22 protein-coding genes and 1 riboswitch are annotated in these 24406 nt (G+C 36.3%); of the genes, 17 read left to right on the top strand and 5 right to left on the bottom strand.

Annotated elements, in window-relative coordinates:
• Positions 1 to 75: 75 nt before the first annotated feature.
• The 17 genes from BUE24_RS08135 (at position 76) to BUE24_RS08055 (ending at position 18295) form a co-directional block, all read left to right on the top strand.
• On the top strand, positions 76 to 342 hold the full coding sequence (locus tag BUE24_RS08135; protein ID WP_170864571.1) for a DUF2061 domain-containing protein: 267 nt from the start codon (positions 76 to 78) through the stop codon (positions 340 to 342).
• A 45-nt stretch (positions 343 to 387) separates the two neighbouring features.
• Positions 388 to 1014 (top strand): phosphoadenosine phosphosulfate reductase domain-containing protein, encoded by a 627-nt coding sequence (locus tag BUE24_RS08130; RefSeq protein WP_073315509.1) that lies wholly within the window; start codon positions 388 to 390, stop codon positions 1012 to 1014.
• A gap of 19 nt (positions 1015 to 1033) precedes the next feature.
• Entirely contained in the window at positions 1034 to 1993 is a 960-nt protein-coding gene (gene cysD, locus BUE24_RS08125) for a sulfate adenylyltransferase subunit CysD (protein WP_425290158.1), read from the top strand.
• 70 nt (positions 1994 to 2063) lie between these two features.
• Positions 2064 to 3311 carry a sulfate adenylyltransferase subunit 1 gene (locus BUE24_RS08120; RefSeq protein WP_073315508.1) on the top strand — a complete coding sequence of 416 codons (1248 nt, stop codon included), beginning with the start codon at positions 2064 to 2066 and terminating at the stop codon, positions 3309 to 3311.
• A 109-nt stretch (positions 3312 to 3420) separates the two neighbouring features.
• Positions 3421 to 5511, top strand: a complete 2091-nt coding sequence (locus BUE24_RS08115; protein ID WP_073315507.1) for a HEPN domain-containing protein — start codon at positions 3421 to 3423, stop codon at positions 5509 to 5511.
• A 76-nt stretch (positions 5512 to 5587) separates the two neighbouring features.
• Entirely contained in the window at positions 5588 to 6364 is a 777-nt protein-coding gene (gene cobA / locus BUE24_RS08110; protein ID WP_073315506.1) for a uroporphyrinogen-III C-methyltransferase, read from the top strand.
• A gap of 11 nt (positions 6365 to 6375) precedes the next feature.
• Positions 6376 to 6978, top strand: a complete 603-nt coding sequence (locus tag BUE24_RS08105; protein ID WP_073315813.1) for a precorrin-2 dehydrogenase/sirohydrochlorin ferrochelatase family protein — start codon at positions 6376 to 6378, stop codon at positions 6976 to 6978.
• The gene (locus BUE24_RS08100; RefSeq protein WP_073315505.1) at positions 6965 to 8020 is read left to right on the top strand and encodes an NAD(P)/FAD-dependent oxidoreductase; all 1056 of its coding nucleotides are present in this window, start codon (positions 6965 to 6967) and stop codon (positions 8018 to 8020) included. The genes BUE24_RS08105 and BUE24_RS08100 overlap by 14 nt, the downstream gene beginning before the upstream one ends.
• 123 nt (positions 8021 to 8143) lie before the next feature.
• Positions 8144 to 8464 carry a 2Fe-2S iron-sulfur cluster-binding protein gene (locus BUE24_RS08095; protein WP_073315504.1) on the top strand — a complete coding sequence of 107 codons (321 nt, stop codon included), beginning with the start codon at positions 8144 to 8146 and terminating at the stop codon, positions 8462 to 8464.
• Between the two features lie 91 nt (positions 8465 to 8555).
• Positions 8556 to 8662, top strand: a riboswitch (SAM riboswitch).
• Between the two features lie 161 nt (positions 8663 to 8823).
• Positions 8824 to 9831, top strand: coding sequence for a homocysteine S-methyltransferase family protein (locus tag BUE24_RS08090; protein WP_073315503.1), 1008 nt, complete (start codon positions 8824 to 8826; stop codon positions 9829 to 9831).
• The gene (metH, locus tag BUE24_RS08085; RefSeq protein WP_073315502.1) at positions 9828 to 12500 is read left to right on the top strand and encodes a methionine synthase; all 2673 of its coding nucleotides are present in this window, start codon (positions 9828 to 9830) and stop codon (positions 12498 to 12500) included. The genes BUE24_RS08090 and metH overlap by 4 nt, the downstream gene beginning before the upstream one ends.
• Complete coding sequence (locus BUE24_RS08080) at positions 12500 to 12982, top strand: DinB family protein (protein ID WP_073315501.1); 483 nt, start codon at positions 12500 to 12502, stop codon at positions 12980 to 12982. Before metH ends, BUE24_RS08080 begins: the two co-directional genes overlap by 1 nt.
• A 17-nt stretch (positions 12983 to 12999) precedes the next feature.
• Entirely contained in the window at positions 13000 to 13953 is a 954-nt protein-coding gene (gene metF, locus BUE24_RS08075; protein WP_073315500.1) for a methylenetetrahydrofolate reductase [NAD(P)H], read from the top strand.
• A gap of 71 nt (positions 13954 to 14024) precedes the next feature.
• Positions 14025 to 15122 (top strand): acyloxyacyl hydrolase, encoded by a 1098-nt coding sequence (locus BUE24_RS08070; RefSeq protein WP_073315499.1) that lies wholly within the window; start codon positions 14025 to 14027, stop codon positions 15120 to 15122.
• Positions 15119 to 15868, top strand: a complete 750-nt coding sequence (locus BUE24_RS08065) for a head GIN domain-containing protein (protein ID WP_073315498.1) — start codon at positions 15119 to 15121, stop codon at positions 15866 to 15868. Before BUE24_RS08070 ends, BUE24_RS08065 begins: the two co-directional genes overlap by 4 nt.
• Before the next feature lie 113 nt (positions 15869 to 15981).
• On the top strand, positions 15982 to 17904 hold the full coding sequence (locus BUE24_RS08060) for a PAS domain-containing sensor histidine kinase (protein ID WP_073315497.1): 1923 nt from the start codon (positions 15982 to 15984) through the stop codon (positions 17902 to 17904).
• Complete coding sequence (locus BUE24_RS08055) at positions 17891 to 18295, top strand: response regulator (protein WP_073315496.1); 405 nt, start codon at positions 17891 to 17893, stop codon at positions 18293 to 18295. Before BUE24_RS08060 ends, BUE24_RS08055 begins: the two co-directional genes overlap by 14 nt.
• Positions 18296 to 18337: 42 nt before the next feature.
• On the opposite strand, the gene BUE24_RS08050 is transcribed toward BUE24_RS08055, so the two are convergent.
• The 5 genes from BUE24_RS08050 to gldA form a co-directional block, all read right to left on the bottom strand.
• Entirely contained in the window at positions 18338 to 20956 is a 2619-nt protein-coding gene (locus tag BUE24_RS08050; RefSeq protein WP_073315495.1) for a TonB-dependent receptor plug domain-containing protein, read from the bottom strand.
• Between the two features lie 14 nt (positions 20957 to 20970).
• On the bottom strand, positions 20971 to 21888 hold the full coding sequence (locus BUE24_RS08045; protein WP_073315494.1) for a FecR family protein: 918 nt from the start codon (positions 21886 to 21888) through the stop codon (positions 20971 to 20973).
• A gap of 169 nt (positions 21889 to 22057) precedes the next feature.
• The gene (locus BUE24_RS08040) at positions 22058 to 22570 is read right to left on the bottom strand and encodes an RNA polymerase sigma factor (RefSeq protein ID WP_073315493.1); all 513 of its coding nucleotides are present in this window, start codon (positions 22568 to 22570) and stop codon (positions 22058 to 22060) included.
• Positions 22571 to 22624: 54 nt separating this feature from the next.
• Positions 22625 to 23191, bottom strand: a complete 567-nt coding sequence (locus BUE24_RS08035) for a hypothetical protein (RefSeq protein ID WP_073315492.1) — start codon at positions 23189 to 23191, stop codon at positions 22625 to 22627.
• Positions 23192 to 23345: 154 nt separating this feature from the next.
• Positions 23346 to 24248 carry a gliding motility-associated ABC transporter ATP-binding subunit GldA gene (gldA, locus tag BUE24_RS08030; protein ID WP_073315491.1) on the bottom strand — a complete coding sequence of 301 codons (903 nt, stop codon included), beginning with the start codon at positions 24246 to 24248 and terminating at the stop codon, positions 23346 to 23348.
• Positions 24249 to 24406 lie beyond the last annotated feature (158 nt).

Below are 24406 nucleotides of genomic sequence, written 5' to 3'. Positions count from 1 at the left end.
TATGTAAAATTTTATGTATACATTTGTTTTAAATCCTAGTATTCCGATAGGGTAATAGAATTGGCAAAAAAAAGTATGATTGTTGATCAAATGATATTAGATAAAGTAGCTTCCAAGAAAACGACCTATGACAGCGATAGGACATCAGAAAAGCCTATTCGTAGTATAGCAAAAGCGATTAGCTGGAGAGTTATAGGAACATTGGACACGCTTGTAGTTTCTTACTTGTTGACTGGAGAGATCGTATTGGCTACTTCTATCGCATCTGTTGATTTTGTCACCAAAATGATTCTGTATTTCTTCCATGAAAGAATTTGGAATCGTATCAAATGGGGAAAATAATTGTGATTTTGAAAAAGAAATAAGGTCCTGAATCAAGACGATAAAATGAGCTTTACAGAAAAAGAAATTGAAAATTTAAATAAGGAGCTTAAAGAAAAGACTCCTTTAGAAATAGCACAATGGGCTGTTGCGCAAGCAAAAAAAGCTGTGGTGACTACTAATTTTAGACCTTACGAGGCGGCTATACTTAATGTTTGTGTTGGTGCACAAAAAGATATGCCTGTGATTTGGTGTGATTCTGGGTATAATACTCCAAATACATACAGACATGCAGAGCAGGTAATTGAACAATTAGCGCTAAACGTCAAATTGTATGTGCCCAAGCAAACTACTGCGCATCGTGATGTTGTAATGGGTATTCCTGATATCGATGATCCAAAGCACAAAGAATTTACCGAGCAAGTAAAGTTAGAACCTTTTGGAAGAGCAATGGCAGAACATGCTCCCGATGTATGGTTTACCAACTTGAGAAAAGGACAGACTGCATTAAGAGATTCTCTTGATATTTTGAGTGTGGGGAAAGATGGAGTACTGAAAGTAAGTCCTTTCTACTATTACAGTGATGCAGAATTAGATGTGTATTTAGAAGAAAACAATTTGCCTAACGAATTTAAATATTTTGACCCAACCAAGGTGTTAGAGAACAGAGAGTGTGGGTTGCATACTAATTAATAATAACGAAGAACGAAGCATGGAAATACTAGAAAAGAAAGTAGAGCAACTAAACGGATTAAAAGAGGATTTGGGTAGTGCTTCATTGTTGAATGTAAATGCCTTAGAAAGTGAAGCGATTTATATTCTTAGAGAAGTTGCAGCTCAATTCGAGAAGCCTGTACTTCTGTTTTCTGGAGGAAAAGATTCGATTACCTTGGTGAGATTAGCTCAAAAAGCTTTTTATCCAGCAAAAATTCCTTTCCCACTTTTGCATATTGATACTGGTCATAACTTTCCAGAGACTATAGAATTCAGAGATAGATTGGTAGAAGAATTAGGAGTAGAACTTATCGTTCGAAATGTTCAGGATTCTATTGATCAAGGAAAGGTAGTAGAAGAAAAAGGAAAGTATGCAAGTCGTAATAGTTTACAAACTACTACGCTACTAGATGCGTTAGAAGAATTTAAATTCGATGCTGCAATTGGTGGAGCCAGAAGAGACGAAGAGAAAGCTAGAGCAAAAGAACGTATTTTCTCGGTTAGAGATGATTTTGGACAATGGGATGAAAAAAATCAACGTCCAGAATTATTTGATCACCTTAACGGGAAAATAGATTTAGGACAAAATGTACGTGTATTCCCAATTAGTAACTGGACAGAACTTGATGTTTGGAGTTATATCCAAAAAGAAGAGATAGAAATACCATCAATTTATTTTGCCCACAAAAGAAAAACATTTATCAGAGATGGTATGATCTGGTCTGCAGAAGACGATGTGGTATTTCGCGAAGAGGATGAAATTGTAGAAGAGAGAATGGTACGTTTTCGTACTGTAGGAGATATGTCTTGTACCGCTGCTGTATTGTCTGAAGCGGTATCTATAGACAAAGTAGTGGCAGAGATAAGAGAGTCAAAAATTTCGGAGCGAGGAGCGCGTATTGATGATAAGCGATCTGAAGCAGCGATGGAAAAACGTAAACAACAAGGATATTTTTAATGAGTTGATCATTTTAGACTGTAGATAAAATAACAGTTTTGATTTTCAAACATCAACCAAATATAGTAGGATGGAAGTACTAAAAATAGCAACAGCAGGAAGTGTAGACGATGGTAAAAGTACCTTGATAGGTAGAATTCTATACGATACCAAGTCATTAACGACTGATAAATTAGAAGCTATTGAGGCAAAAAGTAAAGCTAATGGATTCGATTATTTAGATTTCTCGTTAGCTACCGACGGATTAGTTGCTGAGCGTGAACAAGGAATAACAATCGATGTAGCACACATATATTTTTCAACAAAAAAGAAGAGCTATATCATCGCTGATACTCCGGGTCATATTGAGTATACTCGAAATATGGTAACAGGAGCATCAACTTCGCAAGCATCTATTATTTTGGTAGATGCCAGAAAAGGAGTGGTAGAACAAACCTATCGTCATTTTTTTATCAATAATTTATTGAGAGTAAAGGATGTGATTGTAGCGATCAACAAAATGGATTTGGTAGATTATGCAGAAGAAACTTACGAAGCGGTAAAAGCAGATTTTCAGAAACTTATTGATAAGAGCGAATATAAAGATCAAAATATCACCTTTATCCCTGTAAGTGCTTTACAAGGAGATAATGTGGTAGAAAAATCAGAAAGTACTCCTTGGTACGAAGGACAAACATTACTGGAACACTTGGAAAAACTAAACGCTCAGGATGTTTATGAAAAAGCGCAAGTTCGTTTCCCGGTGCAAACAGTAATTCGACCAAAGACTGAAGAATTTCATGATTTCAGAGGATATGCCGGGAAATTATACGGAGGAGATATTTCTGTAGGAGATGAAGTAACTGTACTACCTTCACTAACTTCTTCAAAAATAAAAGAGATTTATTTCTTTGATAAAAAGTTTGACACAGCAGGAAGAGGAAGTTCTTGCACCATAACTCTGGAAGATGATATCAACATTAGTAGGGGAGATATGATTGTAAAATCAGAAGAGCAACCAAAAGTTGAAAAACAATTAACGGCAACCGTTTGCTGGATGGATAGCAAAGCACTAAATCCGGGGAGCAATTATTTTGTGCAAAGTGGGAGCAATCGCATTTTAGCCAAAGTGAAAAACATAAGTGGAACTATTGCGACAGATTTCTCTGGAGAAGATACTTCAAAGAATACGCTTACACTTAATGAAATTGGTAAAGTGCAGATCCAGTTAAGTAAGCCATTGGCATTTGATTCATATAGTAAAAATAAAGCCTCGGGCTCTTTTATATTAATAGATTCACAAACCAATAATACATCAGGAGTTGGATTTATAGAGTAAAAATAGAGTCGATTTTCACAGAATAAAATCATAGGATTTTTGCGGTAAAAAATAGATACACAAAAGTCATAATTATGTCCTTTTTTGAAGGGCCGAAACACCAAAAAAGATGCAAAGTTTTAGAACTGAAATAGAAAACCCAGTTGTTGAGAAAGACATCATCGAATTGGCTAATAAAATAGAGCAATTCCATAAGGGTAAGATTGATGAAGAGAAGTTTCGTAGCCTTCGTTTGGCTCGCGGAGTATATGGTCAGCGTCAGGAAGGAGTGCAGATGATTCGTATTAAACTGCCGTATGGAAAAGTGAAATCCAATCAATTAAAACGTATCTGCGAGGTTTCTGATGAATATTCTAGAGGGCGTTTGCATATCACTACACGTCAGGATATTCAGATTCATTATGTAGATCTGAATAGAACTCCAGAGTTATGGGCAGAACTGGAAAAAGATGATGTGACCCTAAGAGAAGCTTGCGGAAATACAGTACGTAATGTAACGGCTTCAGAAACGGCTGGGATTGATGTAAATGAACCTTTTGATGTGTCTCCCTATGCACATGCAGTGTTTCAAAATTTCTTGAGAAATCCGATTTGTCAGGAAATGGGGCGTAAATTCAAAGTTTCCTTTTCTGGAACCGATGAGGATACAGGACTATCTTATATGCACGATCTTGGTTTTATTGCCAAAATTGAAAATGGAGTTAGAGGTTTTAAAGTAATGTTAGGTGGTGGATTAGGATCACAGCCTCGACATGCAGATGAATTATACAGCTTTTTGCCTACCGATAAAATTATTCCTCTAATGGAAGGGGTATTGAGAATCTTTGATCGTCACGGAGAGAGAAAGAGTAGAGCCAAGGCCAGAATGAAGTTCTTGATTAAGGATATCGGTCTGGAGGCATTCAAAGAGCTGGTAGAAGCAGAGCAAAAAGCAATTGTAAATAAAACGGTACCTATCGATGCAGAGGCGTACGAAGTTTCAACTCCAGTTATTGTAGAAGCCCCTCAGGTAGTTATTAAAGATCAAAAAGCCTTCGAACTTTGGAAGTCAACGAATGTTATTCCTCAAAAGCAAGAAGGATATGTTGCGATAGGGATCAAAGTGCTGTTAGGAGATTTTTATACAGACAAAGCAAGATTATTAGCAGACTTAGTAGAACAATATGCAGCTGGAGAGCTTCGATTGTCTTTACGCCAAAATATATTGATTCCTTTTGTGAAAGAAGATTTGGTTCCATTTTTCTATCAGGAATTAGGAAAACTTGGTTTCACCGAAGCGGGATACAACAAAGCGGTAGATATTACTGCATGTCCAGGAACGGATACTTGTAACTTAGGAATTGCTAGTAGTACTGGTATTGCCGATGAGTTGGAGCGAGTGCTTAAAGCAGAATATCCGCAATATTTGGAAAAAGAAGATCTAGTGATCAAAATTAGTGGATGTATGAATGCCTGTGGACAGCATAATATGGCTAATATAGGCTTTCAGGGGATGTCTATTCGTACTAAGGATAAGTTAGTAGCACCAGCACTTCAGGTATTGCTAGGTGGAGGGAATTTAGGAGACGGAAATGGTCGTTTTGCAGACAAAGTAGTTAAAATCCCAAGTAGAAGAGGGCCAGAGGCTTTAAGACGTATCCTTAATGATTTTGAAGCGAATGCCAAGGATCAACTTTTTGTAGATTATTATGCAGAAAAGGGAGAAAAGTATTTTTATGATTTGCTTACAGATCTTTCTGAAATAGATAACCTTACTCCAGAAGATTTTGTGGATTGGGGTAATGAAGAAAAATATGTAAAAGCTATTGGTGTAGGAGAATGTGCGGGTGTAGTAATCGATTTGGTAGCTACGTTATTTTTAGAAAGTGAAGAGAAAATCCAAAATGCCAAAACTTCTTTTGATAGTGGGGTGTATTCTGATGCAGTATATCACACCTATAGTTCTTTAGTGAATTCTGCCAAGGCATTATTAATTGCAGAAAACAAAAAGACCAATACGCATGCAGGAATTATCAGACAGTTTGATGAACTTTTTGTTGAGACTAAAAAGATAAACCTGGAAGGAACCTTTGCGGATCTGGTATATCAGATTCAGAAAAACGCACCAACAAAGGACTTTGCTTTGGATTATATCAAAATTGCACAGCAATTTTTGCAAAAAGTACAATCTTACAGAGCACTTGAGGTAGAAAGTGCTTAAAGCTATACATTTGCTTGATTCGTAGAGGGATAAACCTGTGATCAAGTAAGTATAAAAATAAAGAAAGGAATAAACGATGAGTATTCATAAAACACCAAAATTAACAGTAGTGGGAGCAGGCCCTGGGGATCCGGATTTGATCACGCTGAAGGCAATAAAAGCTATAGAAGCTGCGGATGTGGTGTTGTATGATGCACTCATTAATGAAGAGTTATTGAATTACGCTCCTAATGCCGAAAAAATATTTGTAGGTAAGAGGAAAGGGTGCTATGCCTACAGGCAAGAGCAGATCAATGATTTAATAGTGGCGAGAGCAAAAAGCCATGGTCATGTAGTAAGACTCAAAGGAGGCGACCCATTTATTTTTGGTCGTGGTGCTGAAGAGATCGATTATGTTAAACAATTTGGTATTGTAACGGATATGGTGCCTGGTATTTCGTCTTCATTGGCGGTACCAGCATACCAAGGAATTCCGTTAACCCGAAGAGGAGCTTCAGAAAGCTTCTGGGTAATTACCGGAACCACAAAATCCCACAAATTATCACAGGATGTTTACCTGGCGGCAAAATCAAAAGCAACTGTGGTAATTTTGATGGGGATGAGTAAGTTAAGCGAAATAGTTCGTATTTTTGCAGCCGAAAATAAAGAAGAGGTGCCTGTAGCGATTATTCAAAATGGAACTACAGAAAAAGAACAATTTGGTATAGGGAGCATACAAACAATCGAGCGGGTTGTTGCTGATCAAGAATTGTCTTCGCCAGCTATAATTGTGATAGGAGAAGTAGTTCGACAGAAAGTGCAACTGGCTTCAATTTATGAAGAGGTAAATAAAATAGAAGCATCTGGATCGTAAGGATGACAGTGATGGAAGAAAGAAATAATCTATATCCGGTTTTTTTGAAGGTTAGAAATCTTGAGGTGCTCATCGTTGGAGGAGGAAATGTAGCTGAAGAGAAACTAACATTCTTGACAAAATCCAGTCCTGATGCTAAGGTGACTATGGTGTCGCCTATGTTTAGAGAAGGAACCATTGCTCTGGCTAATAAGTTTGGAGTAAGAATGATAGAAAAGAAATATCATAGACGATTCCTTAAAGATAAACATATAGTGATTGCAACTACAGACGTGCCAGAAGTGAATATGAAAGTGTACAAAGACTGTAGAAAAAGAAGCAAATTGGTGAATGTAGCAGATAATCCCCCATACTGTGATTTTTATATGGGAGGAATCGTTACAAAAGGTAATGTAAAGGTGGCGATTTCGACTAACGGAAAGTCGCCTACAACAGCCAAAAGATTGCGTCAGTTTTTTGAAGAAGTATTGCCAGAAAACATAGACGACTTGGTAAAGAATTTAAATGAATATAGAAAAACAATAAAAGGTGATTTCGAAGAAAAAGTGGAAACGCTAAACGAATTCACAAAAGGATTAATAGGAAAAAAAGAAGTTGAACATGATCAAGACTGATATTTTAATCATCGGAGCTGGACCTACAGGGTTATTCACTGTTTTTGAAGCAGGATTATTGAAGTTAAAAACGCATTTAATTGATGCGCTTCCACAACCAGGTGGACAGTGCTCAGAAATTTATCCTAAGAAACCTATCTATGATATCCCAGGATTTCCTGAGATTTTGGCAGGACAATTAGTAGATAACCTAATGGAGCAAATTAAGCCTTTTAATCCTGGATTTACCCTTGGTGAGAGAGCAGAAACTATTGAAAAATTAGAAGATGATACCTTTTTGGTAACGACCAACAAAGGAACTCAACATAATGCCCCTGTTATTGCAATTGCAGGTGGTTTAGGTTCTTTTGAGCCACGTAAACCTCCTATTCCAAATATTCAGGATTTTGAAGACAAAGGAGTCGCCTATATTATTCGCGATCCCGAAGTGTATAGAGACAAAAGAGTAGTGATCGCAGGAGGAGGAGATTCTGCATTGGATTGGACTATTTTCTTGGCAGATGTAGCAAGCGAAGTAACGCTAGTACATAGACGTAACGAGTTTAGAGGAGCGTTAGATTCTGTAGAGCAGGTTGGTGAACTATCCAAATTAGGTAAAGTAAATCTGATTACAGAAGCAGAAGTTAAAGAATTAGAAGGAGGAGACCACTTGACAGCTGTTGGGATAAAACATAAAACCAAAGGTGATATCCGATTAGAAACCGATTATTTTATTCCTTTATTTGGACTATCTCCAAAATTAGGACCAATGGCTAATTGGGGATTAGAAATAGAAAAGAACGCTATAAAAGTTGATAATTCTTATGATTATCAAACCAATATCCCTGGGATCTACGCCATAGGAGATGTAAATACCTATAAAGGAAAGCTTAAACTCATTCTTTCTGGTTTCCACGAAGCTGCTATCATGTGTCAGAGTGCGTATCAAAGAATTCACCCAGACAAGAAATACGTAATGAAGTATACAACGGTAGGGGGTGTAGAAGGATTTGATGGTACCAAAAAAGAGGCAAAGAAGGAAGTTGTAAAAGCGATCATATAAGACAATTTGAGTTTTCTCTTTTCTGAAAAGAGAAGAGAAAACTTAAGTATATCTTAAATAATTCTTCAGAAACACAAACACCACTATATTTGTTGAATTTTTAAAGCATTAAGGACAAGAAATATGTCAGACGTTACCATAAAGATTAAGGATAGAGAAGGAGTAGTGCACGAAGTGCAAGGACCAACGGATATGAATATGAATCTGATGGAGGTTTGTAAAGCTTATGAGCTTCCAGTAGAAGGAACGTGTGGAGGAATGGCGATGTGTGCTTCTTGTCAATGCTACGTATTATCAGATCACGAATTACCAGAAATGAGTGATGATGAGGATTTAATGCTGGCAGAGGCTTTTTATGTAGAAGATAATAGTAGATTAGGATGCCAGATTCCAATCACCCCAGCATTGGATGGGTTGGAAATTGAGTTGGCTCCAGAATCATAAAAGTAGTAAATAAACTTGCATAACAAATGGCTATGCCTTTAATTTGTATGCAATTAATAGCAAAAGCTATTTAGTTCATAAATTCATGTAATTGTTATCAAGAAAGGTGGAGGGAGTAGACCCGATGAAACCTTAGCAACCCTTTATCTGTTAAAGAAGGTGCTACATTCTATCCTGAAATTCAGGAAAAGATAACCCAAAGAAAGGTCATGATGCCTGCCTTTCATTTTTCTTGATATCATAATTATTTAATAATGCATAGACTCTTACAAAAGAAGTTTATCGTTTTTGTTATGGGGTTCTCCCATGCAAGGATCTAATCTCTGGGAAAAGAGCACTATTTTGTATGATAAAAGATAATGAAAGATATTAGAGAAATATTAGAAGAACGAATCCTTGTCCTTGATGGGGCAATGGGAACCATGCTGCAGCGTCATAAATTTACTGAAGAAGATTTTAGAGGAGATCGATTTAAGGATTGGCAAGTTCCTTTACAGGGAAATAATGACTTATTAAGTATTACACAACCTGAAACGATTAAAGAAATACACCGTTTGTATTTTGAAGCTGGGGCAGATATCGTTGAAACTAATACATTTTCGGGGACAACAATAGCAATGGCAGATTATGAAATGGAAGAATTGGCGTACGAGCTGAACTATCAATCCGCTAAAATAGCAAAAGAGGTGGCAGACGAGTTTACCAAGGCCGAACCTCACAAACCTCGATTTGTTGCCGGTGCTATCGGGCCTACAAACAAAACAGCAAGTATGTCTCCTGATGTAAATGATCCTGGATTTAGGGCAATTAGTTTTGAAGAGTTGAAAATAGCATATAAACAACAAGTCGAAGGCCTTGTAGATGGAGGTGCTGATATATTGCTGGTAGAAACCATTTTTGATACTCTTAATGCCAAAGCAGCTCTTTTTGCTATAGAAGAAGTGAAAGATGAAAGGGGAATTGATATTCCGATAATGGTGAGTGGTACGATTACGGATGCTAGTGGTAGAACCTTGTCGGGACAAACTGCCGAAGCTTTTTTGATATCGGTTTCGCATATCCCAATGCTATCCGTTGGATTTAACTGTGCCCTGGGAGCGAAGCAACTTACTCCGCATTTAGAAGTATTGGCCCAAAAAGCACCTTTTGCAGTGTCGGCGCATCCTAATGCAGGATTGCCTAATGCGTTTGGAGAGTATGATGAAACTCCAGAACAAATGGCAGATCAAATCAAAGAATATTTGGATAAAAGTTTGGTAAATATTGTTGGAGGATGTTGCGGAACTACTCCAGAACATATCAAAGCTATAGCAGATTTGGTAAAGGACTACAAACCTAGATCTGCAAAAACTATTGAGACTATATGAGTAAAGAAGTACGGTATATGAAACTATCGGGACTGGAACCATTGATTATTACTCCAGAGTCTAACTTTATTAATGTTGGTGAGCGAACCAATGTTGCTGGGTCACGTAAATTTTTGAGATTGATCAAAGAAGAAAATTACGAAGAGGCCCTCACTATAGCACGTCATCAGGTAGAAGGAGGAGCACAAATCATCGATATTAATATGGATGATGGTTTGATCGATGGAAAGGAAGCTATGGTAAAGTTTCTACACCTGATTGTTTCAGAGCCAGATATTGCTAGGGTGCCAATAATGATTGATAGCTCTAAGTGGGAGATTATTGAAGCTGGTCTTCAGGTGGTGCAGGGAAAGTGCGTAGTAAATTCAATAAGTCTCAAAGAGGGAGAAGCCACATTTATAAAACAAGCTAGGGCCATAAAAAGATATGGTGCTGCTGTGATTGTTATGGCTTTTGATGAGGTTGGGCAAGCAGATAACTATGAGCGTAGAATAGAAATAGCAAAACGCTCTTATGATGTTTTGGTCAATGAGGTTAATTTTCCTCCAGAAGATATCATTTTTGATCTCAATATATTCCCGGTAGCAACCGGGATGGATGAACACCGCAAAAATGCTATAGATTTTATAGAAGCTACAAGATGGGTGCGTAACAACTTACCTCATTGCAGTGTGAGTGGTGGAGTGAGTAACGTTTCTTTTTCCTTTAGGGGGAATAATGTAGTCCGAGAAGCAATGCATTCGGTATTCTTATTTCATGCGATTAAAGCAGGAATGAATATTGGTATTGTAAACCCTGCTATGTTGGAGGTGTATGATGATATTCCTAAAGATCTTCTGGAGCATGTAGAAGATGTTATTTTGGATCGAAGAGCGGATGCTACCGAGAGATTATTGGATTTTGCCGAAACGGTTAAAGGAACCAAAAAGGAAAGAACAGTCGACCTTTCCTGGAGAGAAGAACCGCTTCAAGATCGTGTGACCAGAGCTTTGGTTAAAGGAATAGATCAGTTTATAGAAGAAGATGTTGAAGAAGCCAGGCAAAATGTGAGCAAGCCCATAGAAGTTATCGAAGGGCACCTAATGACAGGTATGAATGTGGTTGGTGACCTTTTTGGATCTGGAAAAATGTTCCTTCCACAAGTAGTAAAGTCAGCGCGTGTAATGAAAAAAGCAGTGGCTTATTTATTACCTTTTATAGAAGAAGATAAGGGTTCGGTTACTGAATCGAATGGTAAGATTTTGATGGCTACAGTAAAAGGAGATGTGCATGATATTGGAAAGAATATTGTTTCTGTAGTCCTTGGATGTAATAATTATGAAATTGTTGATTTGGGAGTGATGGTGCCTCCCGAAAAAATCATACAAACAGCAATTGATCAACAAGTGGATATCATTGGGCTAAGCGGACTAATTACACCTTCACTCGATGAAATGGTGTATCTGGCCAAGGAAATGGAACGTAAGAATTTCAAAATCCCATTGTTGATAGGAGGAGCGACCACATCCAAAGCGCATACTGCGGTAAAGATCGACCCTCAATACAAGAATGCTGTGGTTCATGTAAATGATGCATCCAGGGCAGTTACTGTAGTGGGGGACTTGTTGAATAAAAGGAATTCTGGGAAGTATGTGGGAGATTTAAAGGATGATTATGAAAAATTTAGAGAGGGTTTCTTGAAAAGAACGAAACAAAAAGAGTATTTGTCCATTGCTGAAGCCAGAAAGAATAAGTACAAAATTGACTGGTCAAAATCCAGAATTAAAGTTCCCAATGCTCTTGGAGTGACTGTGATCGAAGATTTTGAACTTGCTAAACTAATCGACTATATCGATTGGACACCATTTTTCAGATCCTGGGATCTGCATGGCAAGTACCCAGGGATTCTTACGGATGAAGTTGTAGGCGAGCAAGCCACTTCTCTTTTTAAAGATGCACAAGAATTGCTTAACAAAGTGATCGATCAAAAATTATTGAAGGCAAAGGCAATTTACGGTTTGTTTGAAGCAAATACGGTGAATGATGATGATATTGAAATCGTTCATCAAGACGAGATATTTACGTTTAGAACATTAAGACAACAATTAAAAAAACACGCAGGCAAGCCTAATTTTGCCCTATCTGATTTTATAGCTCCAAAAGAAAGTGGACTACAAGATTATATGGGGTGTTTTTGTGTAACTACAGGTTTTGGAACCCAGGAATTAGCAGCTCAGTTTGAAGCAGATCATGATGATTATAACTCGATTATGATCAAAGCATTGGCGGATCGATTGGCAGAGGCTTTTGCTGAATTTTTACACGAAAAAGTTCGTAAAGAAGATTGGGGTTATGCAAATAATGAACTTTTGACTAACGAGGAGTTGATCAAAGAGGAATATGAAGGTATTCGACCAGCACCTGGATACCCAGCATGTCCTGATCATTTGGAAAAAATAACGATCTGGGAGTTGTTACAAGTAAAAGAAGCTATTGGAGTCGAACTTACCGAAAGTCTGGCCATGTGGCCTGCCGCTTCAGTTTCTGGATATTACTTTGGGAATCGAGAGGCAAGATATTTTGGTTTAGGTAAAATCAAAGAAGATCAGGTTGAGGATTTTGCAAACCGAAAGAATATTGATCTAGAGTATGCTAAGAAATGGCTGAACCCAAACATAATTGAACAGTAATGGATATAGAAGATTGTATTTCACGTCTCGAAGAGGTTTTTGATGGTCAACCTTGGTTTGGTCCTTCGTTTTTAAGTAGTCTGAAAAAGATCCCGGTGGACTTCTGGAATGAAAAACCAAAGGGAGGTGTACATTCTATTGCAGAACTAGTTATTCATACCATAGATTGGAAAAAGTTTGTGGTAGAAAAATTACAGGATAATGAAACCTATAGCATAGAGATGAATTCAGACAAAGATTGGCGACCAGATATTTCGATTGCTAGTCAAGAGCAGAAAGATGAAATTATCGATCAGATTGTGGTATTGCAAGACACTATATGTCAGTTGTTAGAAGGTAAACGGGATTCCTGGTTATACGAATTTGTTTTAGGGAAAGATTACACCAATCTATATATGGTCAATGGAACCGTTGACCACGATATCTACCATTTGGGTCAAATTAATTTGATCTATAGTCAAGTAAAAAATAATCATCAATAAAAATATATACATCACTAATGAAAGTTACCGATCATATAAAAAGAGCAAAAGACAAAACCTTGTTTTCTTTTGAATTAATTCCACCGCAAAAAGGAAGAAGTATTCAGGAGTTATATGATAATATAGATCCATTGATGGAGTTTAATCCTCCTTTTATTGATGTTACGACCTCTCGAGAAGAGTTTATTTATATCGATAGAGATGGGCTTTTGGATAAAAAACTAACCCGTATGCGACCGGGTACAGTTGGTATCTGTGCTTCGATTACACACAAGTATAATGTGGATACTATACCGCATGTATTATGTGGCGGTTTTACCAAAGAGGAAACAGAATATCTGTTGGTGGATTGTCATTATCTGGGGATAGATAATGTGATGGCGCTTCGAGGTGATGCAATGAAGGAGGAAAAGTATTTTACACCTACCAAAGGGGGACACTGTTATGCCAATGAATTGGTGGAACAAATTGTCAATATGAACAAAGGACAGTTTTTACATGAAGTAATAGAAACTGATAATCAATCCGATTTTTGTGTGGGAGTAGCAGGGTATCCTGAAAAACATTTGGAAGCTCCTTCTATGGATTCTGATATTAGAAGGTTAAAGGATAAAGTAGATGCTGGAGCGGATTATGTAGTTACACAAATGTTTTTTGACAATAAAAAATATTTTGAATTCGTAGAAAAGGCAAAGGAAGCTGGGATTAATGTTCCAATCATCCCTGGGATCAAACCTGTAGCCGTAAAAAGACACCTTCAGTTATTGCCGCAAGTGTTTAAATTAGATATCCCAGACGAATTGGTGAAAGAAGTGGAAAAATGTAAAACCAATAAGGAAGTTCGAGAAGTTGGGATAGAATTTGCAATTCAACAGTCCAAAGAATTGATGGAATACGGAGTTCCTGTGTTGCACTATTATTCGATGGGGAAATCGGATAATATAAAAAAAATCGCTTCGGCAATTTTTTAGTTGTTCAAAACGTTTTGAACATTGTGTATTTCAGGTGTTGGTAATTTTACCAATATTACTACTTTTACCCGATGATTAAACGACTGGCTTTCGTATTATGCATTGTTAGCTTTCAACTGTATGCTCAAAATGAGTCTAAATCTTGGTATACAGTAGATGTTAATAATTTTTACGGGACCATTTTAAAACACAATCCAGATATATCTCACCTGATTACTGGACATCCTTCTGGGGTTATTTTCTCTTTTCAGAAAAAGACATTTGGAGACGAAGAGTGGCAAAGGTTATATAATAATCCAGAGTATGGTGTTTCATTTATTTATAATGATTTGGATAATACATACCTAGGGGAACATTTTAGTCTTTTTGCACATTATAATTTTTATTTTCTGAAACGACATCTCATGTTCCGTTTAGGGCAAGGGTTTGCGTATAGTACCAACCCCTATGACGAAGATGATAATTTTAGGAATGTAGCACATGGTTCGCATTTTACAAGTGCAACGTATTTTTTACTAAATTTTAAAAAGGAAAACTTACTGAAAGGCTTGGGGCTACAAGCTGGACTTGGTATTGTGCATTATTCTAATGGTAATGCCAAGGCCCCCAATAAAAGTACAAACACTTTGTTTTTGAATGCTGGGATCACCTATCAATTGGATGCAGATATCCCAGAATATCAGGAAAAAGAAAAAGGATTGGTAAAAGGTAGTGAGCCTTTTGGATATGGTTTTTTGTTTCGCAGTGGTATTAATGAAAGCGATGTAGTAGGATCTGGGCAGTTTCCATTTTATACGTTGGGAGCCTTTATAGATAAGAGAATCAACAAAAAAAGCGCCTTTCAATTAGGAACGGAAGTTTTCTTCTCCAAAGCGCTAGAACGATTTATAGATTTCAGGGCTAGTGGAGGTTTTAATGATGGTACCACTGGAGATGAGGATTCCAAGCGTGTTGGATTGTATGTAGGTCATGAACTAAGGGTGAACAAGGTGTCTGTTTTAACACAATACGGATATTACGTATATTATCCTTTTGATTTTGAAGGACAAACCTATTTACGTGCGGGGTTACGATATTATTTTTCCAAAAATTGGATAGGCGAATTTACTGTTCGATCCCATGCGGCCAAAGCCGAAGCAATGGAATTTACAATAGGGTATAGATTATGAAAAAGATAGGATACTATATAGGATTAGTGCTATTGCTGTTTGGTTGTGATACCGAAGATGCCCCTGATTGTTTTCAGCGAACTGGAGATATTGTTCGGCAAGAAGTGGAAATCCCTGATTTTTCAAGGATTTTGGTGAACCCAAATGTTGAGTTGGTTATTAGACAGGGAGAAAATAGAGCTGTTGTTATAGAGACAGGCGATAATTTGATTAACGAAGTGACTGCTGTTGTAGAAGGTGATCGACTAGTACTTCAAGACGATAATGATTGTGCTTTTTTTCGAGATTTTAATCAGACCAAAATTTTTGTTACCGCACCTAATATTACCGAAATACGAAGTGCAACCCAGTTTGACATTTCTTCTGACGGAGTTTTGAATTACCCAACACTACGATTGTTGTCAGAAGATTTTAATGAGAATACCGGAACGACAACAGGAACTTTTCATTTGAACATAAACTCTGACGATTTAATAGTGGTCGGAAATAACATTACTTCTTTCTTTATTTCTGGGAGGACCACAAATCTTAATGTAGGTATTTTTTCTGGCACAGGAAGATTTGAAGCGGCAGAATTAGTGGCAGATGATGTTCAAATTTTTCATAGAGGAACGAATAAGGTTATTATTAATCCTCAACTTTCTTTACGCGGTTCAATACGAAGTACTGGAGATGTTATCGCAGTAAACAGGCCTTCAGTAGTGGAGGTAGAACAGTTCTTTACTGGAGAGCTTATTTTTCAATAGAATTTTTACGGCATTAACATCTAAATACTGAGGTTTTGTAGCAGTAGGTTCTGTGAGATTATTTATAAATTTATATGTACCCCAGGTAAACACATCTCACAAAGGACGAAAAGATGAAAGAAGAACAAAAGATTTTAGAGGGTTCCTTGTTGGGTAACGAAGAAAACTATCTCAAAAAAGAATTATACGATTTAATTAGATCCGATACTTCTATATTGGATTTTTTGCAGGAAGCTATACTTGATGGTATATGGTTTTGGGATCTTGATAATCCCGATAACGTATGGATGAGTCCAGAGTATTGGACTACATTTGGATATGATCCAAAGAAGATGCCGCATAAATCCTCTTCGTGGCAACCCATTGTTTTTGAAGAAGATCTAAAAAACATATATGCCAATTTTGCTGCCCACGCCAAAGATCCAAAAATTCCATATGATCAGATCGTTAGGTTTAGACATAAGCTAGGGCATACCGTATGGATTCGGTGTAGAGGGATGATGTTTAGAGATGCCGATGGGAAGCCTTTGAAAATGTTGGGAGCGCATACAGATATTTCAAAGGTTAAAGAAAAAGAAGAGGAGTTACGATTGCAAAAAGCTTTTTTTGAACAAGTAATTACAGGAACTAATCTTGGAACCTGGAAATGGAACGTGAAAACAGGCGCAACTATTTTTAATGAGCGTTGGGCAGAGATCATAGGATATAACCTAGAAGAGTTAGAACCTGTTTCTATTGATACCTGGATGAAATATGCTTATGAAAAGGATCTGGAAAAATCGAATAAACTTTTAGAAGACCATATTACTGGTAAAACAGAAGTCTATGAGTATGAAGCTAGAATGCATCATAAAAATGGAAATTTGGTTTGGGTTTTGGGTAAAGGTAAAGTCGTGAGTTGGGACGAAGAAGGAAACCCAGAATGGATGGTAGGTTCTCATCAGGAAATTACAGATAAGAAAAAGGCATATGAACGCAATAGGCAATTTATCAAACAAGCGCCTACTGCTATTGCTATGTTTGACAGAAATATGGAGTATTTGGCGGCTTCAGAAGAATGGCTGAGTGTTTTTAATCTCGAAGGTCAACAGGTATTAGGGATGTCACATTATGAGGTACTGCCTATCATTGGTAATAAATGGAAGGTAAGTCATAAAAAGTCTTTGCAAGGTAATGTGATTAAAAATAGTGAAGAACGCATTGAGAAAATTGAAGGATCTATTCAGTGGTTATCCTGGGAGTTTCGTCCCTGGTATACTGATGAAGATGAAGTGGGAGGGATTATTATTCACGCCAATGATATTACAAAAATCAAGAAAAAGGAAGAGCTAAAATCCCTACTGGCGGTAGCAGAAGACCAAAATAAACGATTGAAAAACTTTGCACATATTGTTTCGCATAATTTGAAATCTCATTCTGGTAATTTTGAGATGCTATTGGATTTATTCGTACAGGAAAATCCCGAGTTGAAATACAACGAAATTGTCAAGTTGTTTAAAACCGCTTCCGGGCATCTTACAGAAACGATTTCTCATCTTAATGAAGTTGTGTTAATGAATACTTCATTAGACGAGAATTTGATAGGTCTAGATATTTATGATGCAACAAATAAAACTATAGAGGGCGTAAAGGCCATAGCAACCGAGGCTGAGGTCGAAATCAGAAATTATGTGACACCAGATATTAGAATTTTGGGTATTTCGGCTTATTTGGATAGCATCTTATTAAATTTGATCACTAATAGTATAAAGTATAGTGCAAAAAATAGAGATAGTTATGTAGAGTTGAGCACCAAAATTGAGAAAGGTTTTGTGGTTCTTAGCGTAGCAGACAATGGTCTGGGTATTGATTTAAAAAAGCATCGTTCAAAACTGTTTGGAATGTATAAAACATTCCATCATAATAAAGACGCCAGAGGTATAGGGCTTTTTATTACTAAGAATCAAATAGAAGCCATGGGAGGAAAAATTACAGTCAAAAGTGAAGTAAATCTAGGTACAACGTTTAAAGTTTATTTGAGATATGAAAAAAATTGACATTGCATGTATTATAGATGATGATCCTATCTTTATTTTTGGAGTTAGGAAAATAATGGACCTTATTGATTTTTGTAAAAGCCTAATGGTTTTTAGAGATGGAGAAGAGGCACTGCATAATTTAAAATCCATAATATCCAACAATGAAAAGTTGCCTGATGTTATTCTGCTAGATCTTAACATGCCGGTTCTAGATGGATGGCAGTTTCTGGATGAGTTTATCAAAATCCCATGCGATAAAAAAATCGTCATTTATATCGTTTCCTCTTCTGTAGATCCAGAGGATATGCATAGAGCAAAATCCTATGAGTTGGTTAGCGATTACATTGTGAAACCAGTTACCGTGGCAAAGTTAAAAGAAGTGCTAAATGATTTGGAAAAGGCAGTGTAAGTCAAATGTGAATTTTGGTAATGCAAGAAGATTTATAAAGGGCTAAAAAGAAAAACGAACCACAAAATCAGGAGTGAATCGCAAGGATTCACGCTGGAAACTTTCAATATATTCGGTTAAGTCTTGGGTGTCTGCTCTTCCCAGAAAACCTTGACTAATCGTGTTTTTGCGATCGTAGATGTTTCTTAAAGAAAAACCAACCATTCCTTTCCATCGGCTATCTTTATTAGGGTTGAACCGGTATAGCACTGAGGCATCAAGTCGATGGTAATCTTTAAATCTATTTCGATTGATTCCTTTTTTATCAATTCGTACCCCAAAAGCAAAGTTTTCTGGGTCTCTAACGATATTGGTAAATGGCCTTCCTGTGGCATAATTCCACCCCAAAGAAAACTCAAAGTCTTTAACTTTGAGCGTTTGAGAAATATTGAATACATGGCGTTGGTCAAAATTTCCTGGAAAGAAAGTTTCTTGTACATCTGGAAATTTAACTTCTGTATTACTAAGGGAATACCCCAACCAAAACCTGTAATTCCTAATTCGCTTTTTTATTAGAAGGTCAACTCCTATTCTATTCTCTTCACCGGTAATTACAAATTGATTAGAATCAGAAAGAGCAATATCGAGAATTAGGTTGTTGAAAGACGAGATGTTGCCTAATCTTTTGTAATAAGCTTCAACATCAAAGTTCCAGCCATTAATGGAATATAATGACCCAAATGTAAATTGAGAACTCCTAAATACAGGTAAACTAATATCGATAGATTCTAGAGTTCGATAACTTCCAGAATTTACCCAAAAATCATCTGCCACCGGTAAAAAACCAATATCAGCAGCAGTGCTATTAAAACTAAGGTATCGATTTAATTGTTGGTTTTTAAGTTCTGCGGAAGCTGTAATCCTAAAATTTTTAAAAACTTCAAAGGAGGAAAATATTCTGGGTTCCGCCAAAAACCGATTGGTGTTACTAAGCAATGAATTTCTAAGGCCAATGCTTAGGTATGATTTTGGGGTTTTGAAAAGATACTCTAGATATAACGTATGGCTATTGTTTTGATTTTTGATTTCATCCATGAATGGATTTTCAGTCCCATCAAATCGTTCATCAGTTATGGCTTCGTTGTCATTCTCATTATAAGTAAACTGATAACCAACACCTAACTGTTGATTGTTTTCAAAGGGTATGTTTATCGAATATTCTCCACCTATATCTTTTACGACTATATTTCGATCAAATTCCAAAAAAGTACTTGGATTTCTATCGTCAACATTTAGCGTGTATCTCTTGTCATAAAGAGAAACATAGAAATTAGCATATTGTTGTACTCCTCCCTTGTGGTTTGCAGTCCAATTGATACTAGAACCAAAGTTTCTAAGTTTTAAAACATCCTTTAAACGTAGATCACCTCTTGTCTCGCTTTCTACATCCCGAATAATATCTAATCTGTTTTCTACAAACAAGGTGCTTGCCTTAAAGATGTGATTTTCGTTGGGTTTCCAGACAAACTTGAAATTGCTATCCGAAAATGAGAAATCATCTTTTTCCATTTCATCGGTACCATTTTTATTGTTTTCAGGAATATTCGCTCTTGTATTCTGAAAAACTTTACGTACCAGATTGTTGTAACTAATATTTTGATAGATATCTGTTGAAGATCTACGGCCAGCAAGCATAATACCTACTTTTTCTGACAGCGGTACTTTTACAAAAAGATCTCCGTGGGTAAGATTAAGTCCTCCGCCGGTTTGAAATCTATCGGTAAGATCATTGGCAGATTCTATTTCAATAACCCCAGATAGGCGATCTCCGTATCGCACACTAGTCCCCCCTCTATATACATTGACACTCTCGACAATATAGGGGTTAAATGTCGAAATTTGATCAAAAAAATGACCTGTATGATACATCTTGATACCATCCCATAGTACAAGGTTTTGATCCGGTGTACCCCCACGGATATATAAGCCAGCTGGATCTTCGGTAGGGCTACTAATCCCCGGTAGGAGTTGTAAACTTTGTAATACATCGGGTTCGACCAAACCTGGTAAAATTCGTAATTCTTTTGTGGATATTTTTACAGAGGCGTCTTTATTTTTTTGAATCCCTCGTGTAAGATATTCTTTAATAACAACTTGATTTAAACTTTCGATTTTTGGTTGTAAACGAATAGTGTCACAAGTACTGGAGAACGTATTTGCAGCGATGGATTTAGAATAGTATCCTAAATGAGAAAGCGTTATCGTATCGCCAGGTCGTAACTGAATGGAAAATGCACCAGAATTATCAGTTAGTTTTACCGTTGTTTTATTTTTAATAACATCCGCTTGCACTAGTTCAAAAGACGTGACATCATCGATTACGATACCACAAACTTCAATCAAAGTGTCATTTTCAATCACGATATAACTCGTGTCATTGATCTTTTGTAATCTGTACTTTGTTTGTACTTCAATGATGCTTTGAAGTTCTTCTATAGAAAGAAGATTCTGGTCCACATCGATGGTAATATCTTTAATGGTATCCGCATCAAAGGAAAAGTTGAATTGATGATTCGTCTGAAAGCTTTCCAGAACTTTGGTTATCGGTATTTTTTTTTCAGAATTAGCAATAGTGATCTCCTGCGTGTATCCTAGAGATACCAGTAGCAGAAAAAAACACACTAATTTTTGATTAATCACTTATTTCGGAGTTCAATGGTATTATCATTTGTAAATGTATAATTAATATTCATGGGTTCAAAACAAGTTTGCAAGGCTTTTTTGATGTCCTGATGATCAAAAAATCCAGTAAACATACGTTGTGAATCAATGTTACCAGGTTTGATCTTAACGTCAAACTGTCGTTCTAATTCACTAATCACCTCTTTAAGTTGAACTTCTTTAAAATGTGTTATTCCATTCACCCATGAAGGGTTTTGATTCTGAATGTCAAACAATAGGAGTTTTTGCGCAGGAGTAGATTTTACCGCTTTGCCCCGGGTAAGAATTACTTGTTCCTTTTGTTGGGATACCTGTACTTTTCCTTCAAAACAGTGTACCTCCAGTTTTTGAGTTCTTGAAAACACATCAAATTGCGTCCCCAAAACTGCGATATCTCCATTTTTGGTTTTTACCACAAATTTTGATCCTTTGGCAACTTTAAAATAAGCCTGCCCTTTTAGGGTAAGTTCTCTTTTTTCTAAAAAAGATTCAGCTTCATAGGAGATAGAAGATTCAGCATTCAAAACTACTTCAGAGTTATCTGGTAATTTCAGGGTTTGTGTTTGAGCCATTTCGGTAGTAACCACTGTTTGATTCGGGTTAAATACTCTGATACTTACAATGACCAAAAGTATTGCTGCTGCGGCGTAAAGCCATGGCTTAAAAGAAATCACTTTTGTTTTTTTCTCCTGATACGTTTTGTTGTATTCCTTTTGCTTAATCAGGTTTTGTATGGTGTCAAAAGTAGGTTGATCAAAACGTTCAACGCCGTTAAGGATATCTTTGTAAGCCAAGTAATCTTTTGACTTCTCAAAAACTTTCTTTTCCTCTTCTGTAATTTCTCCCGCTAACCAACGTGCCAAAAAATTATTATCTTTTTTATAATCTGACATTGTATAGACTTTTATAGTGTTTTATTAACTTCTTTTGATGATACTAAATTTCTATACAGCTTAGAATTCTGAAAAGAAGTGAATTCTTCTGTAGATAAAGTACCATGTATCCATTTAATCAAAAATTCATTTTGTGAATATTTATCTGATATATTCATGATATAATTGTTTAAATATTTGGGATTGATTTTCTTAAATTTAATAATGCCAATTGCATTCTTTTTTCTACTGCTTTTACTGAAATATCTAATATTTCTGCAATTTCCCGGTAGGTCTTTTTTTCCATTCTACTTAATAAAAAGACTTCTCGTTGTCGATCTTTTAAATTGCTAATTGCTCTGTTTAAACGATCCATGAACTCCTTTTCTTCCATTTGAAACTCTGGAGATTCATTGGTATAGGTCTTTTGAGTAGTTGCTTGATATTTCAGCATTGTCTTTTGAGATCGTATTTCGTTTAAAGAAGCATTGTTCGCCACTTTGTACAAGAAACTTTTGGCTGCTTCAAAAATCACTTTGGAACAGTTTACCCATAGTTTAGCAAAGCTATCTTGCACGATATCATGAGCTTTTTCAATATCTCCATATCTATAACACAGATAGCGATATATTTTTTCTGCATGATCATGATAAAGTTGTTCGTATACTTTTTCCTCGCAAACACTTACAGTTTTTTTGGTCATGTACAGCTATATTTAATTAGTTCATGTTGGTTTTCACCTATTAAGATATTCATATTACCATGAATAACCTACAGAAAAATTAAGATTTGGTCGTATGCTACTCGAGTTAATACTGTGATCAATAGGTATTCTTAAATCTGCTCCTCCAGAGAGACCAATGGTAATACCATTCTTGAACACCCATTGATATCCAGTATCTACTGAGACTCCTGTGGAAAAGTAATCGCGATCAAAATTTGGATCCACAGTTCCTCTTATATTTTTAAAACGATCTAACTCATAAAGTCCAAATATTCCTGCTCCGGCAAACCATCCTCTCGGAGCAATTTTATCTTTTGAAAAATAACGCCTGTAATCCACTTCTAAGAATGAGGTGTGATTTTCTACTGTTCCTCCTACCAACAGACGATCTTTTTGATACCCTTGCCCTGCAGTAATATGTAAAGAACTTTTTGGATCGATCATCCTTTCGTAATCCAAAACCAATTCGTTAACAAAAAAATTTAACGGACGGATTTTAATACTATTTTTAAACGTTTTAGGTTTTTCGTTTTTAATATCCTGCCCCATTATCCCACAAGTACACATGATCAACAGCATAGTCAATACTTTGTTTCCCATTTTTGTATTCCGAATTAATTAAATTACAATCCTAAAACACAGGAGAAATAAAATACCCTAATTTTTATTTTTGTTTCCTTGTCTGCCTAAAGAGTAAATTAGAGTTGAAGTATAAATAATTGATTTTGAAAAGAGTGTAGTGCTATCGTCTGGTTTAACTTTCAGAAGAAGTAAGCTCTCTGAATAAACTTTCCAGATTTTTGTTTTTTCGTGATAGTTGAAGAATTTTTAATTCGTTATCATGCGCAAAATCAAAGACTTTTGGTCTCATGTCATTGGCAGTGTCAAATGTGATGTGATAAGTGAACCCGACAATGTTTTTTACTTCAGATACATGAGGTAGTTTTAATAAAAAGGCTTCTTCGACTCTGTAGTCAAACTCGACTTCAATGATTTGTGCTTCTTCATTGAGTAGATCTTTCAAAAATTTGTCACTCGCTATCTCACCTTTGTTAATAATGATCACTCGATCGCACATGGCTTCGACTTCTTGCATGATATGAGTAGAAAGTAAAATGGTCTTTTTTTTGCCAATTTCGCGTATAAGTTCACGAATGCCTACCAATTGATTAGGATCTAACCCAGTGGTAGGTTCGTCCAAAATAAGTACTTGAGGATCGTGCAGTAGAGCAGAAGCTAGACCAACTCTTTGTTGATACCCTTTGGAGAGCTGATTTATTTTTTTGTTAGCTTCAGGGGTAAGACCGGTAAGTTGTATGACTTCTTCTATTCTGGAAGCTTTTACGCTGTGGACCTTACCATTAAAAGCGAGATATTCTCGAACAAACATATCTGTGTAAAGGGGATTGTGTTCTGGAAGATATCCAACACTTTTTTGAACCTCAATTGCCTCTTTGTTTACATCATATCCATTAACCATAGCCGAACCACTATTTGCATCCAAATACGAGGTTAATATTCGCATCATGGTGGATTTTCCTGCTCCATTTGGCCCCAAGAAACCAACAATTTCTCCCTGTTTAATTTCAAAAGAGATATCATTTAACGCTTTTTGGTCTTTATAGAATTTGGAAATATTAGATACAGATATGGACATAAATAAAAGTGCTTTTACGTATCAAAAGTAATAATTCCTGATTTATTGTTTTAATGATCTTAAAAAACAATAGAGATTAACACTTTGGTAATATTTAGATAATGGAGTTGCCGTCTTTTGTTTATAAATTTATTGCAATACAAAAGGTGTTGTTATGG

This window comes from Aquimarina spongiae (assembly GCF_900141785.1).
Classification (GTDB): Bacteria; Bacteroidota; Bacteroidia; order Flavobacteriales; family Flavobacteriaceae; genus Aquimarina; species Aquimarina spongiae.
Note: the sequence above shows the minus strand (reverse complement) of the source record. Positions and strands in the feature narration are given on the sequence as shown.